The organism is Flavobacterium sp. LK-23, assembly GCF_058135255.1.
Window position 1 is genome coordinate 1 of record NZ_JBYUVT010000024.1, and the last position, 14,666, is coordinate 14,666.

Genomic DNA, 14,666 nt, shown 5'->3' on the forward strand with positions numbered 1-14,666 from the left:
GATGTAGCTCAGCTGGCTAGAGCAGCTGATTTGTAATCAGCAGGTCGTGGGTTCGAGTCCCTCTATCGGCTCAAAAACCATCACAGAAATGTGGTGGTTTTTTTATGCCCAAAAGTGAAAATTCCAATAATAAAAATTCCAAATCCCAATTTTTCGACGAAGAAGAAAACATATTGAGGAATTGAACAAAGATGGGTGATTTTTGTTGTGGAAGTTTTTTAAATATAAACTACGATTTTAATCACGGAAAACATATTATATAATAATTGCATAATGATTGTGTAATTGCGTTCTAACGCTTAGAAACGTTGGATGTGGTAGTTAATCTGCGATTGCTATTATTGTTGGATTTAAGCATAAAAAACGCCCTGATAATTCAGGACGTTTTTTGTTGTTGCTTTTATGTTTTTATTCAGCTGGAGCAGGAGTTGTTTCGGCTGCAGGAGCTTTTTGTTCTGCTTTTTTAACTTCAGCTACATACTTAGTTAGTTTCTTTCCGTAAAGTGATTGCGCTACTTTTGGAGTCATTGATTTTTGAATGGTATCAAGAAACTTCAAATTGATATCGTAAATCTCTGCTAACGCAATATAAGGTGCTACTTCGTGGTCTTTATTGTTTATAGCAAAGTTTGTAGCATATAAATATTTTCTTTTGATGTTTGACTGTTGTTTCGCGTCAATACTGTCAACTGCTTTTTGATCTTGTCTTTTTAAAGCTTTGAATTTTGATTCTACCATAGACAAGTTTTCGTCTCTAAAACGTGTGTTTATTTTTTGGTATTCCTCATATAATTCCTGGTTTTTAGATCCAGTAATTTTTGCACCAGCAATGAAGTTGTCCAGATTAGTATCGATATTGATAGTTCCTGGCTCGGCAAAGAATAAAATGTTATTGTCTAATGAGTTTGTTACACCTCGATCCAAATATAAATAGAGCATTTCTGGAGATTCTAATTTAATATCTCTTTCAAAAGCTGAGTTTCCATCAATTTTGATGCTGTCAATAGCAACAAGAGAAGTGTCGACAATTCTTTGGATATATAAAGTTCCGGTTTTTAAACCTTTAATGTTTCCTGTGATGTGTAGGTTATCAGCAGCTGATTCTTTTTTGCTGCAAGATGCTAATACTGCAAGAGTAACAAAAGCAATTAGTGTTTTTTTCATTAGTTTTTGAGATTTTGGTGCAAAATAAAGAAAATAGTTTAAATGTAAATAGGGGGTGATGTTTTATTTTTATAAAAAAAATAAATCCCAATTTATTTCTAAATTGGGATTCTAAAGTAATGCAAGAAAAGGTTTTACATCGACAAAATAAACGAAGTGCCATTTTCGTGCGTATACGTGTAATTTGAGTCGCAGTCATTGTTTCCGTAATCTATAATTCCGTTTAAAATACCGCCTTGTACTTTTAATTGTCCTTTGGAGATAAATAAACAGGAATATTTTTTAATTAGCGGTTCTTTTACTGTCAAAGTAAGTGCTACACCATTTGAAGATGTTACGGTATGCGTGCCATCGATAATTTCATAAACATTGTCAGATAAAATCAAAGGCGTGTCTGCACCTGCAGTTTGTTTAGTAGTGTAAGTTCCTGAATTGGTATAAACCCCTCCTTGTAAATCGGTTAATTTACCATTAGTGACTTTTCTGGTCCATTGTGGTGTAGAAGCAACAGTTGTAGTGTTTATATATTCAATAGTTCCTTCTAGTTTGATGTCTTTTATAGAATAGTCAATTCTTTTAATTGTCATTTTGCTTCCAGTTTCTGTAATTGGTCCTGAAAGTGTTACTTCTAGTTTCCCTTTACGCGTAAGATTATTTGCGTCTTTGCATCCTGCTGTTCCAAAATCGGCTAAAAAGACTTTAGGATAATTTTCTCCATTTGGTGTTGTAATGGTGATTGTTGCACAAATTCCAAGAGGTGTTTCGGCAGTTTTTCCAGAAGTTGAGGTGCTTGTACTGATTAAAAGACTGGTGTTAAGATCCATTTCGTTTGAAGCGTCAACGGCAACTGAAGCTCCAATGCTGGTCAAGTCTGTTGAAACGGCCGGGTCGTTATTGTCGCTTGAACAAGAGACATATAAAAGTGCTGTAGCACAAATGGTTGTTAATAAAATAGCAGTTTTTTTCATAGGGTCTTTTTGTTTTGGGTTAGATTAATAAGGCAGTCAAATGTAATAAAAAATTTGAATTGCAATAAAGATCATTTAGTGGTAATCTATAGCGCTTTATAACGAATTTTTGAAGAAAAAATTATGGTTGAAGCGATGAGAAATAAAAAAAGCTGCCCAAACTGGGCAGCTTTTAGTAAGATAGCATCTAAATGCTTATTTGATCATTTCGAAACTTCTTTTTACGAAAGCCGTAAGAGCTTCTCCTTTTAATAGGTTTTGAGATAATTTAGCTAAATCTAAAGCTTGTTTAACTAAATGCTCTTGGTGCGTTTTGTCTTCTGTATTTAAAATACTTGAAGCTAAATCAGAATTGGTGTTTACAACCAAATTGTACATTTCTGGCATATTCCCCATTCCGAACATTCCGCCGCCACCTGTTTGGCTCATTTCTTTCATTCTACGCATAAATTCTGGTTGCGTGATGATGAATGGAGCTGCTTGAGAATCCATAGCTTCCAATTGAACGCTGTATGCTTTTGGAATATAAGCTTCTAAAGAAGTTTTTAAAGCAGCTTTTTCGTCATCAGAAAGTTTAGAAATGGTGTTTTCTTCTTTTTTGATTAAATTGTCAATGTGATCAGAGTCAACACGTACAAAAGTTAATCCGCTGTTATCGTTTTCGATTTTTTGAATCAAATGCGAGATAATCGGAGAATCTAAAAGCAATACTTCGTAGCCTTTGTCTTTTGCTGCCTCAATGTAAGAGTGCTGAGCATCTTTGTTTCCAGCATAAAGAACTACAAGTTTACCGTCTTTATCAGTTTGGTTTTCTTTTAGTTTTTCTTTTAATTCTTCTAAAGTAAAGTAAGTGTCATCTACAGTTGGATACAAAACAAATGCACCTGCTTTTTCGTAGAATTTCTCTTCAGAAAGCATTCCGTATTCTAAAACGATTTTAATATCGTTCCATTTTGCTTCAAAATCAGCACGGTTTTCGTTAAATAAAGCTTTCAATTTATCTGCTACTTTACGAGTAATGTAGTTTGAGATTTTTTTAACAGCTCCATCAGCCTGTAAACCAGAACGAGAAACGTTCAATGGAATATCTGGAGAATCGATAACACCTTTTAACATTGTCAAAAATTCAGGGACAATTCCTTCTACGTTGTCAGTAACGTAAACTTGGTTTTGGTACAACTGAATTTTGTCTTTCTGGATCTGCATATCATTACCCAATTTCGGGAAATATAAAATACCAGTTAAGTTAAAAGGATAATCTACATTTAAATGAATGTGGAATAATGGCTCTTCAAACTGCATTGGATACAATTCTCTGTAGAAGTTTTTGTAATCTTCGTCAGATAATTCAGAAGGCTGTTTTGTCCAAGCTGGATTTGGATTATTAATGATGTTGTCAGTGTCAACTGTTTCATTAACGTAATCTTCTGGAGCGTCTTCTGGTTTTGGAAGCGTTTCAGTTCTTGTTCCGAATTTAATCGGAATCGGCATGAATTTGTTGTATTTGTTTAATAAACCACTAATTTTAGAGTCATCTAAAAATTCAAGAGAATCTTCAGCAATATGAAGAATGATTTCTGTTCCGCGTGAAGTTTTGTCAGCTGGTTCTAAAGTGAATTCAGGACTTCCGTCACATGTCCAATGTGCAGCTGGTTCATCTTTATACGATTTTGTAATGATTTCAACTTTTTCAGCTACCATGAAAGCAGAATAGAAACCAAGACCAAAATGTCCAATAATTCCAGAATCTTTAGCAGAATCTTTGTACTTGTCTAAAAATTCTTCAGCACCAGAAAAGGCTACCTGATTAATGTATTTTTCAACTTCATCAGCGGTCATCCCTAAACCTTGATCGATAATGTGGATTTTTTTACCTTCTTTATCGACTTTTACTTCAATAATTGGGTTTCCGTATTCTACTTTAGCTTCACCAATGCTAATAAGATGTTTTAATTTTAAAGTAGCATCAGTACCATTAGAAACAAGCTCGCGTAAGAAAATTTCGTGGTCGCTGTATAAGAACTTTTTAATTAAAGGAAAAATGTTTTCTACTGAAACATTAATTTTACCTGTTGCCATATTTTTTAATTTTTGATTTAATTTGATGATTTTCATTCGTTCAAATAAAATACCAATTGTATTTTGGGTGACAAAATGTCGCAAATGTTAATTTTGAAAGAAAATAAATAGATTCTAAAACGAAAATTATCTTTATGAATCGTATATTTGTGGTACAATAATTGTTAAAAAGGCAAGTATTAATCTAAAAAAAAATTGTACAAAATGAAGAAGAGTATTTTTATATGCTTGATTGCCGCTATGTTCTTTGCGTGTAAATCAGCTTCGTCAACAGCTTCATCTTCTGAGGCTACTACGCTTTCAACAAAACTTGACAAATCGACTCAAGTAGCGCTAAAAGGAAATTGGGTACTTACCAATGTTTCTTACCCAGGTTCTGATTATATCAAAGTAAATTCATTCGATCTTGCAGATTCAAAATGTTTTATTGGAAGTACTTGGAGCTTTATTTCGAATAATAATAAAGGAACAATGGCTTTGACTTCGCCAAGTTGTACTGGATTTTCTTCGCCAATTGTATGGAGTATCAACAACCAAGGTTTGTTTGTGTTGAAAATTCTTAATGCAGGTGAAAAAGCGAAGAAAGTAAGAGATGGTTATTTGCTTAAAGTTGCAGGTGTAACTGAAAGTTCTTTTCAGTTAATTGATAATATAAATGTAGGTGGTCAGGTAAAAGATGTAGTTTACCAATTTCAAAGAGCTAATTAATATTTTAAAGATATAGAAAATGAGAAAGATAACGGTTTTAGGTTTAAGTAGTTTAATGGTTATAGCTAGTTTTTTTACAAGCTGTGATTCAGTAAAAAACGCAAATAATACACAAAAAGGAGCCGGAATTGGTGTAGTTGCAGGTGGTGTTATTGGTGGTATTTTAGGAAATAATATCGGACGAGGCGGAAACGCTGCTTTAGGAGCTGCAATTGGAGCTGCTGTAGGTGGAGGAACTGGAGCTTTGATTGGAAATAAAATGGATAAACAAGCTCGTGAAATTGATCAAGCTTTACCAGGTGCTTCTGTTGAAAGAGTTGGTGAAGGTATTCACTTGACATTAAACGAAAATGCAGTTCGTTTTGATACTAATAAATCTACTTTGACAACTCAAGCAAAAGCTAATTTAGATAAATTAGTTCCTGTATTTAATGAGTATGGAGATACAGATATTCAAATTTTTGGTTACACAGATAATACTGGAAAACCAGAATATAACTTGACACTTTCTGGGCAAAGAGCTGCTTCTGTGCAAGCTTATTTAGTTTCAAAAGGATTAAAATCAAGCCGTTTCAAAACTTCAGGTTTAGGAATTGCAGATCCAATTGCAACAAATGATACTCCAGAAGGAAGAGCTCAAAACCGTCGTGTTGAATTCTCAATTACAGCAAACGACAAAATGGTAAATGACGCTAAAGCAGAAGCTGGAAAATAGTTTCTAATAAAATAAATTATCAAAAAAGCTGTTTCAAATAATTGAAGCAGCTTTTTTTTGACTTTAGAAATTAAACATTGTAAATTTGACGACTCATATTACAACTCATGCTTGACATTCAAAATATATCTTTTTCGTACACCGAAAACCCCGTTATAAAAAACATTTCTTTTTCTATTGAAAAAGGCCAGAATATTGCGATTATTGGTGAGAGTGGCTGTGGAAAAAGTACGCTACTCAAGCTTATATACGGATTATACGATCTGGATGAAGGGAAGATTTTTTATGGCGATAAACCGATCTTGGGACCAAAGTTCAATCTGATTCCTGGAATGCCTTATATGAAATATCTGGCACAGGATTTTGATTTGTCTCCATACGAAACAGTGGCAGAAAACGTAGGTAAGTTTCTCTCGAACGGTTTTGCAAACATGAAAAAGCTTCGTGTTCAGGAATTATTAGAGATGGTAGAAATGGATCAGTTTGCGAATGTTAAGACCAAATTTCTAAGTGGTGGACAACAGCAAAGAGTGGCACTGGTTCGAGTTTTGGCTTTAGAACCAGAAGTGATTTTGTTAGACGAGCCATTTAGTCAGATAGATGCTTTTAGAAAAAATGCTCTGCGTCGTAATTTATTTCGTTATCTAAAACAAAAAGGAATTACGTGTATTATTGCAACACATGATAGTACAGATGCTTTGTCTTTTGCCGATCAGGCAATCGTGATGAGAAACGGAGAAGTGTTGGTAAAAGATGATCCTTCAAAAATATACGAAGATCCAAAGGTTAAATATGTGGCATCTTTGTTTGGAGAAGTAAATGAAATTCCGACTCATTTATTGTTGTCTTACGAGGATGAAACACATAAAACATTGGTTTATCCGCATCAATTTAAAATGGTTTCAGAATCAAAATTGATGGTGAAAATTAGAAGAACTTATTTTAGAGGAAGCCATTATTTAATTGAAACAGTTTACAAAAGGCAATTGATTTTCTTTGAAAGCGAAATAGATTTACCACTTGAGCAAGAAGTTTTTCTGGCTTTAAATTATTTGTAATTAGGGAATATGTCAATTAGAAAATTAGATAATTTCTAATTGTTAAAATAATAAACCCGACAGTTTTCAAAAACTTGTCGGGTTTCCTTTTAGAATCAAATTATGAATTTAGTTTTTCAGATACTTTTCTAAGAACTGATCTTGTTCCCAAAGCAGGTGCAAAATATTTTCTTTTGCTACATAACCGTGAGATTCTTTTGGCAGAATAACCATTCTTGCTGGCGCTCCTAATCCTTTTAATGCTTGAAAATAACGTTCTGTCTGCAAGGTAAAAGTTCCCGGATTATTGTCTGCTTCTCCATGAACTAACAAAATTGGAGTTTTCATTTTTTCTGCATTCATAAATGGAGACATTGCGTTGTAAACTTCTGGCGCTTCCCAGTAATTTCTTTGTTCAGATTGGAATCCAAATGGTGTTAAAGTTCTGTTGTAAGCACCGCTTCTCGCAATTCCGCATGCAAAAAGATCCGAATGGGTTAGTAAGTTCGCAGTCATAAAAGCTCCATAAGAATGTCCTCCAACAGCCACTTTTTTACGATTAATATAGCCTAAAGCATCTACGGCATCAATCGCTGCTGCTGCATTATCTACTAATTGCGAAATAAAATTGTCGTTTGGTTCTGTAGTTCCTTCACCAATAATTGGGAAAGCAGCATCATCTAAAACTACATAACCTTTAGTTACCCAATAAACAAATGAACCATAATAAGGAAAAGTGAATTCATTTGAATTTTGAGTCGATTGAGAAGCGCTATTTCTATCTTTATATTCTGCAGGATATGCCCAAATCAATAGTGGCAATTTTTCTTTTTTAGCTTTATCATAACCAACAGGAAGATATAAAGTTCCTGAAAGCTCTAATCCGTCTTTACGTTTGTATTTAATAACTTCTTTGCTTACGTCTTTAATGCTTTCAAACGGATTTTTGAAATCAGTAACTTGTGTTAGGCTGTTTTGTTTTTTAATATTTCTGAAATAGTAATTTGGGTATTCTGTTTTTGACTGAATCATAACTAAGATTTTCCCAGACTTGAAATCTTCAATTTCTAAAATATCCTCTTTTTTATCTTTATAAGGAGAAGTATAGATGCGTTTTGATTTTAAAGTCTCTATATTGAATTCATCTACAAAAGGAAATTGTCCGTTTTTAGTATAACCTTCACCAATTCTATACAAGTTGTTTTTTTCGACGGCTAAAACATATTTATTGTAAGCATTCTTTTTTGTTTCAAAAACTCCAGGATCAGAATAAACATCTTGCGAATTTCTATCCGTAATCAATTTTGGCTGCTGATTTGGGTTTGATGGATTAATCAAAAATGTTTTGGTGTTTCTCGTGTCGTACCATTCTTCTGAAAGAACCGCTAAATTGTCATTCCCCCATATAATATCACTAAAACGCTGTGGAGTTTTTGCTAATGAAGAAGCTTCTTTGTCGAAAGGCGCATCCCAAAGAAAAACTTCATCTCTAAAATCAACTTTGTTTGCAGGATCTCCTTCGTCTAAAGCTACAACATAAGATAAAGTTGCAGGTTTGTCGTTTCTCCAAGCCATTTCTCTTTTTCCTTTTCGAACAGCCATAAAACCTTTTGGCATAATTTCATTTAAAGGAACTTCATTTACCGTTCTAATTTCTCTTCCGCTTAAATCATAAACAACCGTTTTAGATGGAAATCTGTTTAATGGAACTACATAAGAAAATGGTTTTTGAATGGTTGTCAGCATAATGTACTGACCATCTGGAGAGATTTTTTCTCCGGCAAACATAGCGGCGTCTTTGTATAAAACAGCATCTCCATTTAGTTTTACTTTATACAATTCAGAAGTTATGCAGTTTTCAAAATTAGCTTCGTCGTTTTTGTTTTTCAGCATATCGGGATACGTTCTATTTTGAGATTTTTCTCCTGAAGTATTTGAAATAATCGGCCCAGTCGGCAAATCTTTTTTAGAATCTAAAAGCGGCGGTCTGTTTTTAGGAAGCATTTTTACTAAGATAGTTTCGCTGTCTAAAAACCAGTTAAACGGATTTCCAAGATTGGCATTTACTCTAGCTTCTGTGAGTTTTGTCGCTTGTGCGCTTGCAACATCTAAAACCCAAAGTTCTACACCAGAATTGGTAGTGTGCGAGAATAGGATTTTTTTGTCGTTTGGCGACCAAAGAATGTTTGATATTTTCGGATTATCAGGGAGCCCTTTTACCTGAATTTCTTCCTTTCCGTTTATTTTTCTTAGTTTAAGATTGATTAAATACGTTACCGTGCTTGAAATATTAGTAACCGGATTAATTCTCAAACCAGCTAGACGAACTTCGTCTTGGTTTAAATCGTCGAGCGTTTTATAGGTGTTGCGGTACATCAAGAGCATGTTCTCTTTTTTTGTATCCATTGATACGGAAGGAGCTCTTTGATAGTCTGCCAAATCTAAAATAGATTTTGAAGGTTTTTGATAAGTTAGATTCTCCTGTGCAAAAGAGAAAAAGCTTATATTTAAAAATAAAAACAGTGTAACCTTTAATTTCATAGTTTGAATTTTATGGGTTTGTAATTGGTATTCAAAATGTTTGTCTAAGATAGTTTTGTCTTGTTACATCTTGAGTCTGATTTTTAATTTTTTTCAATGTTTGCGTTCCAAAATTGTCTTTTCAAGAAGTAAATGATGATAAGTTAGTGTAGAATTAGAATATATTAAATTGCTAATAACGAAAAAAATAGTAATTTGTGTACGTATATTTTAAAGTATGCGTAAATTTGCAATCCAATTTTTTAATAAATAATAATAGATATATGTATCATTCAAAAATAGCTGGTTTAGGATATTATGTTCCTTCTAATGTGGTGACTAACGATGATTTGTCTAAGATAATGGATACCAATGACGAATGGATTCAGGAAAGAACCGGGATTCAGGAAAGAAGACACATTATCCGTGGAGAAGACACTACTACTTCAATGGGAGTAAAAGCAGCTAAAATTGCAATAGAGCGTTCTGGTGTTGCCAAAGAAGATATTGACTTTGTAGTTTTTGCTACATTAAGTCCAGATTATTATTTTCCAGGACCTGGAGTTCTGGTTCAAAGAGATTTAGGTTTAAGAACAGTTGGAGCATTAGATGTTAGAAATCAATGTTCTGGTTTTGTTTATGCAATTTCTGTTGCAGATCAATATATTAAAACCGGAATGTATAAAAATATTTTGGTTATTGGTTCTGAAGTTCACTCTACAGGATTAGACATGACAACTCGCGGACGTGGAGTTTCTGTAATTTTCGGAGACGGAGCAGGAGCTGCAGTTTTAAGCCGTGAAGAAGATTTAAGCAAAGGAATTTTATCTACACACTTACACTCTGAAGGAGAGCACGCAGAAGAATTGGCTTTGCAAGCGCCAGGAATGGGAGCGCGTTGGGTAACAGATATTATTGCAGATAATGATCCGAATGATGAAAGTTATTACCCGTATATGAACGGACAATTTGTATTTAAAAATGCTGTAGTTCGTTTTGCTGAAGTAATCAATGAAGGATTGGAGGCAAATGGTCTTCAGGTTTCAGATATTGATATGTTAATTCCGCATCAAGCCAATTTGAGAATTTCGCAATTCATTCAAAATAAATTCAAATTGACAGACGACCAAGTTCATAACAATATTCAGAAATACGGAAACACAACCGCAGCATCTATTCCGATTGCTTTGACTGAGGCTTGGGAACAAGGAAAGATCAAATCTGGAGATACTGTAGTCTTAGCAGCCTTCGGAAGTGGATTTACTTGGGCAAGTGCTATTATTAAATGGTAAAATAATCATCTTACATTATATTTTTTTAAAACCTGCTTCTTATTGGGAGTAGGTTTTTTTTATAGCCATTTGAGCTGAGCGAAGGCGAAGCTCCCGTTCCAATAGTAGCGCCCTTCGACTCCGCTCAGGGTGACAAAACTTTGATGGCTGTATGTGTTTGATTTCTATTTGTCAGGCTGAGCGAAGTCGAAGCCCACGTTCCAATAGGCTCGCCCTTCGACTCCGCTCAGGGTGACAAAGCTTTGACGATTGTATGTGTTTGATTTCTATTTGTCAGGCTGAGCGAAGTCGAAGCCACGTTTCTATTATCACGCTCTTTTTAATATTTTTGAATTAAATTTCTTACTTTTATTGTTTTTGAAGTAAAAAATTATGAAAAGATATTACGTCTATATTTTAAAATGCTCTGATGGAAGTTATTACACAGGAATGACAAATGATATAAATAGAAGACTAAGTGAACATAATTATGGTTTAAATAAAGAAAGCTATACATTTAATAAAAGGCCTTTGGAGTTGGTGTTTTGTACAGAGTTTAATGATGTTATCCAAGCCATTGCATTTGAAAAGCAAGTAAAAGGCTGGAGCAGAAAAAAGAAAGAAGCTATAATAAAAGATAAATGGGAGGATTTGAAAAAACTTTCTCAATGTTTGAATAAAACAACTCATAAAAATTTTAATAAAAAGGATGTTTAGTATTAAATTAGCCGTCGGTTTCGTCAGGACATACTTTGTCAGGCTGAGCGGAGTCGAAGCCCACGTTCCAATAGGAGCGCCCTTCGACTCCGCTCAGGGAGACAAAGATTAAACATAATTTTTTTGCAGCTTGTCAGGCTGAGCGGAGTCGAAGCCATTTTAATACAATACAAATGAAAAAAAATCAACTAGAAATAGCTTGTTTTAATTATGAATCGGCAGTAATTGCTCAAGCAAACGGTGCGGATAGAATTGAGCTATGTGAAAATATGAAACTGGGAGGAACTACGCCAAACTCTATTTTGGTAGTAAAGGTTCGCGAAAGTATAAATATAAAAATGCATGTTATTATAAGGCCTAGAGGTGGTGATTTTGTCTATTCTGACGAAGAGCTTACCGAAATGAAACAAGATATCAAGCAATATAAAAAACTAGGCGTTGATGGTTTCGTTTTCGGAATTTTAAAAGAAAACGGAAAAGTAAATAAAAAGCAGAATAAGGAATTAGTGCATTTGGCGCATCCGTTATCGTGTACTTTTCACCGTGCTTTTGATGTAGTTAAAAATCCTGAAAAAGCACTTGAAGATGTAATCGACTGTGGCTTCAAAACCATTTTGACTTCAGGTCAAGGTGTAAATGTAGAAGAAGGAATTTTGGCTTTAGAAAGGCTTCAAGAACTAGCGGGAGACAGAATTGAAATTATGCCAGGAGGAGGTTTAAGATCTTCAAATATCAAACTGTTGCAAGAAAAATTAGATCTCACTTTTTATCATTCTTCAGCAATAACAGATAATTCTGAAACTGCAAATCCAGAAGAAATAAAAGAGTTGCGTAACTTTTTATAGAATAGAATAAAACAAAAAAAGTCTGGAGGTGGCAATCTCCAGACTTTTTTTCTACAAGAAATTATTCAAAAAATTATTTAAAAAATTTTCTCAGACAAGATTAGAACATTCCGCCCCCGCCTTTGTTAGTATTGTCATCTCTTTGTTTACGCTGTAAATTTTTGATTTTTCCGCCTCCAAAGTTATAAGTCAAACCAAAGTAAACCGTTTGGCTTTCCCATTTAAACTGACCTGCTTGAGGATAAGGATACATGGTATCAAAAGCATATTTCATTGTATTGAAAATGTCATTGAAACGAACACTTAAATTCATTTTGTTGTCCAATAAGGTGTAACGTGTACCAATATCCATTTTATACATTTCGTGGCTGTTGTTTTGAAGCCCGTCTGTAGCACCTCTATAGAATCCAAAAGCTAAGAAACTTAAACGTTTGTTTACTTTAAAATTAGAGTTCATACGTCCGTTGAAAGCAGCAACAGTAATTTTTCTATCGATTGGGTTACTTGTATTTGTTGCAGGATCGTATTGGAATACAATACCTTGCTGATTAATACTTGAGAAATCAATCGATGGTTGGATATCCCACCATTTTGTGATTTTATAATTAAAAGAAACTTCAAATCCGTAAGCTGTATTGTGATCGTAGTTGGTAAAACTCATGATTTGTTTTTCCATGCTCGGATCTGCTGGATCAGGATATAAAATTCTGCTGATTTGGTCATTAATACTTCTCACAAAAACTCCAGTTGTAAAACTTCCTTTTTCAAGAGTTTTAGTATAATTTACTTCAACTGAGTTGGTAAACTGAGGTCTTAATTCAGGATTTCCTAATGAAGTAACTAACGGAGTAGCAAATTCACGAATAGGTTTTGTCTGTTCTAAACTCGGACGGTCTACACGACGGCTGTAGCTAAACTGCAACGTGTTTTTCTCATTCAAATTATACGTTAAATATGCTGATGGATATAATGTAATATAATCATCATCAAATTTAGTCTGACCGTAATTTAAGTTAGCCTGTACTTTATAGCTTTCAAAACGTGCACCCAATTGATAGCTAAACTTTTTGTATTTCTGTCCAAATGTTACATAAGCAGAATAGATATCGGTGTCATACGTATAATGAGACGTTTGATCTGCTACTGGCAACAAAGGATTTCCAGTCACATAATCGTTATCTGTTCTCGTGATCCTAGCTTCAGCTCCGGCTTCAAGGGTTGTTTTTTCGTTTAACGGATTAACATAATCTACGTTTACAGTGCTTAATTTTCTAGTTCCTTGCAGAAAATCATTGTATACAATACCCGAAGCAGTATTGTCTATTTTGGTCGTTTTAGTGTCAAAAGCAGCATTTTGAGTTTCTTTATTGTCACTATAATTTGCTTCAAAATCTAAAGTGTGACCTTCTTTTTTAAAGATGTGTTTGTATGCCAAATTGTATGTTCCAACTCTATCAGGTCCCCAATAGCTTGATTTTTGAAATATATTGGAAATGTCAGAACCCGTTACATTATTGTAATCAATATCAGTGTCTACAAAACCTTTTCCGTTAGATTTGTTTTGATTGGTGTAGAAAGACAAGGTGTTATGATCATCAATTAAATAATCCATTCCTATTTTGTATAAGTAGGAATCATTATCATTCAAAACTGATATATTTTGAACTATATCTTGATCAAATCTTTGGATGAATCCTGTGTTTTGGTATGTTCCAAAATTTTGTCCCACATTTCCAAAGAAATTTACTTTACCAGTTTTATAGTTTAAATCTAAAGACTGATTGTATTTTGCCGTTTTACCAAAAGTAATACCACCGCTGTAGCTTCCATTAAAGCCAGTATTTGCATTTTTGTGCAAGATAATATTAATGATTCCAGACATTCCTTCTGGATTGTATTTTGCACTTGGGTTCGTAATCAATTCAATTTTCTTGATAGAAGTTGACGGAATTTGTTTTAACAATTGAGCAGGATCAATATTCGTTGGACGCCCATCAATTAATACACGAACATTATCATTTCCGCGAAGCGAAAGCTTTCCGTCCTGATCCACATTCACAGAAGGAATATTGTTCATAATATCAGATGCCGAAGCTCCTGCAGTTGTCAAGTCCTTACCAACATTAACTACTTTTCTGTCAATTTTTTGTTCGATTGTAGAGCGTTCTGCGATAATGTTGACACCTTTTAATTGCGTTGCTTCTTCTTCAAGAGCTACATTTACAGTAGCATTTTTTTTGTTTTCGCTCAAAAGAACAGAACCGATATATTTTCTAAATCCAATATATTGAATCTCGATAGTGTAACTTTTTAAAGCAATGTTTTTAAATGAATAGTCCCCGTTATCGTCTGTATTTACTCCAGAAACCACTTTCCCATTTTCTTTAAGCGAAACTGTTGCATAAGAAATCGGCGCGTTGTTCGACTTTTCTGTAATTTTTCCAGTAATACTTCCAGTATTCTGGGCCTGTGCAGTTGCGATTATACCTAATAACGCAAACAGAAAGAATTTTAATTTCATGATTTTTTTACTGATTATTTTTGATTTGATTGATGATGAGATTTCGTTTTGTTAGTTTTTCTTTTTTTTGTTTTTGTTGACCTTAAAAAATTAGAGTCTCTATTAAGACTCTTTTACAGTT

General features: G+C 33.9%; 11 protein-coding genes. 6 read left to right on the plus strand and 5 right to left on the minus strand.

The annotated features are described in order from the left end of the window. Positions 1-408 precede the first annotated feature (408 nt). The 3 genes from AC3Y25_RS22185 to htpG form a co-directional block, all read right to left on the minus strand. On the minus strand, positions 409-1,164 hold the full coding sequence (locus AC3Y25_RS22185; protein ID WP_489904263.1) for a DUF4369 domain-containing protein: 756 nt from the start codon (positions 1,162-1,164) through the stop codon (positions 409-411). Between the two features lie 134 nt (positions 1,165-1,298). Next, entirely contained in the window at positions 1,299-2,132 is an 834-nt protein-coding gene (locus AC3Y25_RS22190) for a hypothetical protein (RefSeq protein WP_489904264.1), read from the minus strand. Between the two features lie 195 nt (positions 2,133-2,327). Beyond that, positions 2,328-4,211 (minus strand): molecular chaperone HtpG, encoded by a 1,884-nt coding sequence (gene htpG / locus AC3Y25_RS22195; RefSeq protein ID WP_489904265.1) that lies wholly within the window; start codon positions 4,209-4,211, stop codon positions 2,328-2,330. Between the two features lie 204 nt (positions 4,212-4,415). Here htpG and AC3Y25_RS22200 point away from each other — a divergent pair, with 204 nt between their 5' ends. From AC3Y25_RS22200 to AC3Y25_RS22210, 3 genes are all read left to right on the plus strand, one after another. Next, positions 4,416-4,919 (plus strand): lipocalin family protein, encoded by a 504-nt coding sequence (locus AC3Y25_RS22200; protein WP_250837368.1) that lies wholly within the window; start codon positions 4,416-4,418, stop codon positions 4,917-4,919. Between the two features lie 19 nt (positions 4,920-4,938). Continuing rightward, a complete protein-coding gene (locus AC3Y25_RS22205; RefSeq protein ID WP_250837367.1) occupies positions 4,939-5,634 on the plus strand; it encodes a YiaD family glycine zipper/OmpA-like lipoprotein in 696 nt (231 codons plus the stop codon). A gap of 107 nt (positions 5,635-5,741) precedes the next feature. Next, the gene (locus tag AC3Y25_RS22210; RefSeq protein ID WP_427875170.1) at positions 5,742-6,692 is read left to right on the plus strand and encodes an ABC transporter ATP-binding protein; all 951 of its coding nucleotides are present in this window, start codon (positions 5,742-5,744) and stop codon (positions 6,690-6,692) included. Positions 6,693-6,800: 108 nt separating this feature from the next. Here AC3Y25_RS22210 and AC3Y25_RS22215 read toward each other — a convergent pair whose 3' ends face one another. Then, on the minus strand, positions 6,801-9,212 hold the full coding sequence (locus tag AC3Y25_RS22215) for an alpha/beta hydrolase family protein (protein WP_489904266.1): 2,412 nt from the start codon (positions 9,210-9,212) through the stop codon (positions 6,801-6,803). Positions 9,213-9,475: 263 nt separating this feature from the next. On the opposite strand from AC3Y25_RS22215, the gene AC3Y25_RS22220 reads away from it, so the two are divergent. From AC3Y25_RS22220 to AC3Y25_RS22230, 3 genes are all read left to right on the plus strand, one after another. Continuing rightward, positions 9,476-10,483, plus strand: a complete 1,008-nt coding sequence (locus AC3Y25_RS22220; protein WP_248728175.1) for a 3-oxoacyl-ACP synthase III family protein — start codon at positions 9,476-9,478, stop codon at positions 10,481-10,483. Between the two features lie 372 nt (positions 10,484-10,855). After that, positions 10,856-11,179, plus strand: a complete 324-nt coding sequence (locus AC3Y25_RS22225) for a GIY-YIG nuclease family protein (RefSeq protein ID WP_250837365.1) — start codon at positions 10,856-10,858, stop codon at positions 11,177-11,179. A 173-nt stretch (positions 11,180-11,352) separates the two neighbouring features. Further along, positions 11,353-12,024, plus strand: coding sequence for a copper homeostasis protein CutC (locus AC3Y25_RS22230; protein ID WP_320493077.1), 672 nt, complete (start codon positions 11,353-11,355; stop codon positions 12,022-12,024). Between the two features lie 100 nt (positions 12,025-12,124). On the opposite strand, the gene AC3Y25_RS22235 is transcribed toward AC3Y25_RS22230, so the two are convergent. Further along, positions 12,125-14,545 carry a TonB-dependent receptor gene (locus tag AC3Y25_RS22235; RefSeq protein ID WP_489904267.1) on the minus strand — a complete coding sequence of 807 codons (2,421 nt, stop codon included), beginning with the start codon at positions 14,543-14,545 and terminating at the stop codon, positions 12,125-12,127. Positions 14,546-14,666: the final 121 nt, after the last annotated feature.

Excerpts from the sequence above, each read along its gene's own strand:
- AC3Y25_RS22185 (WP_489904263.1), bottom strand. The coding sequence starts at position 1,164 with ATGAAAAAAACACTAATTGCTTTTGTTACTCTTGCAGTATTAGCATCT.
- AC3Y25_RS22190 (WP_489904264.1), bottom strand. The coding sequence starts at position 2,132 with ATGAAAAAAACTGCTATTTTATTAACAACCATTTGTGCTACAGCACTT.
- htpG (WP_489904265.1), bottom strand. The coding sequence starts at position 4,211 with ATGGCAACAGGTAAAATTAATGTTTCAGTAGAAAACATTTTTCCTTTA.
- AC3Y25_RS22200 (WP_250837368.1), top strand. The coding sequence starts at position 4,416 with ATGAAGAAGAGTATTTTTATATGCTTGATTGCCGCTATGTTCTTTGCG.
- AC3Y25_RS22205 (WP_250837367.1), top strand. The coding sequence starts at position 4,939 with ATGAGAAAGATAACGGTTTTAGGTTTAAGTAGTTTAATGGTTATAGCT.
- AC3Y25_RS22210 (WP_427875170.1), top strand. The coding sequence starts at position 5,742 with ATGCTTGACATTCAAAATATATCTTTTTCGTACACCGAAAACCCCGTT.
- AC3Y25_RS22215 (WP_489904266.1), bottom strand. The coding sequence starts at position 9,212 with ATGAAATTAAAGGTTACACTGTTTTTATTTTTAAATATAAGCTTTTTC.
- AC3Y25_RS22220 (WP_248728175.1), top strand. The coding sequence starts at position 9,476 with ATGTATCATTCAAAAATAGCTGGTTTAGGATATTATGTTCCTTCTAAT.
- AC3Y25_RS22225 (WP_250837365.1), top strand. The coding sequence starts at position 10,856 with ATGAAAAGATATTACGTCTATATTTTAAAATGCTCTGATGGAAGTTAT.
- AC3Y25_RS22230 (WP_320493077.1), top strand. The coding sequence starts at position 11,353 with ATGAAAAAAAATCAACTAGAAATAGCTTGTTTTAATTATGAATCGGCA.
- AC3Y25_RS22235 (WP_489904267.1), bottom strand. The coding sequence starts at position 14,545 with ATGAAATTAAAATTCTTTCTGTTTGCGTTATTAGGTATAATCGCAACT.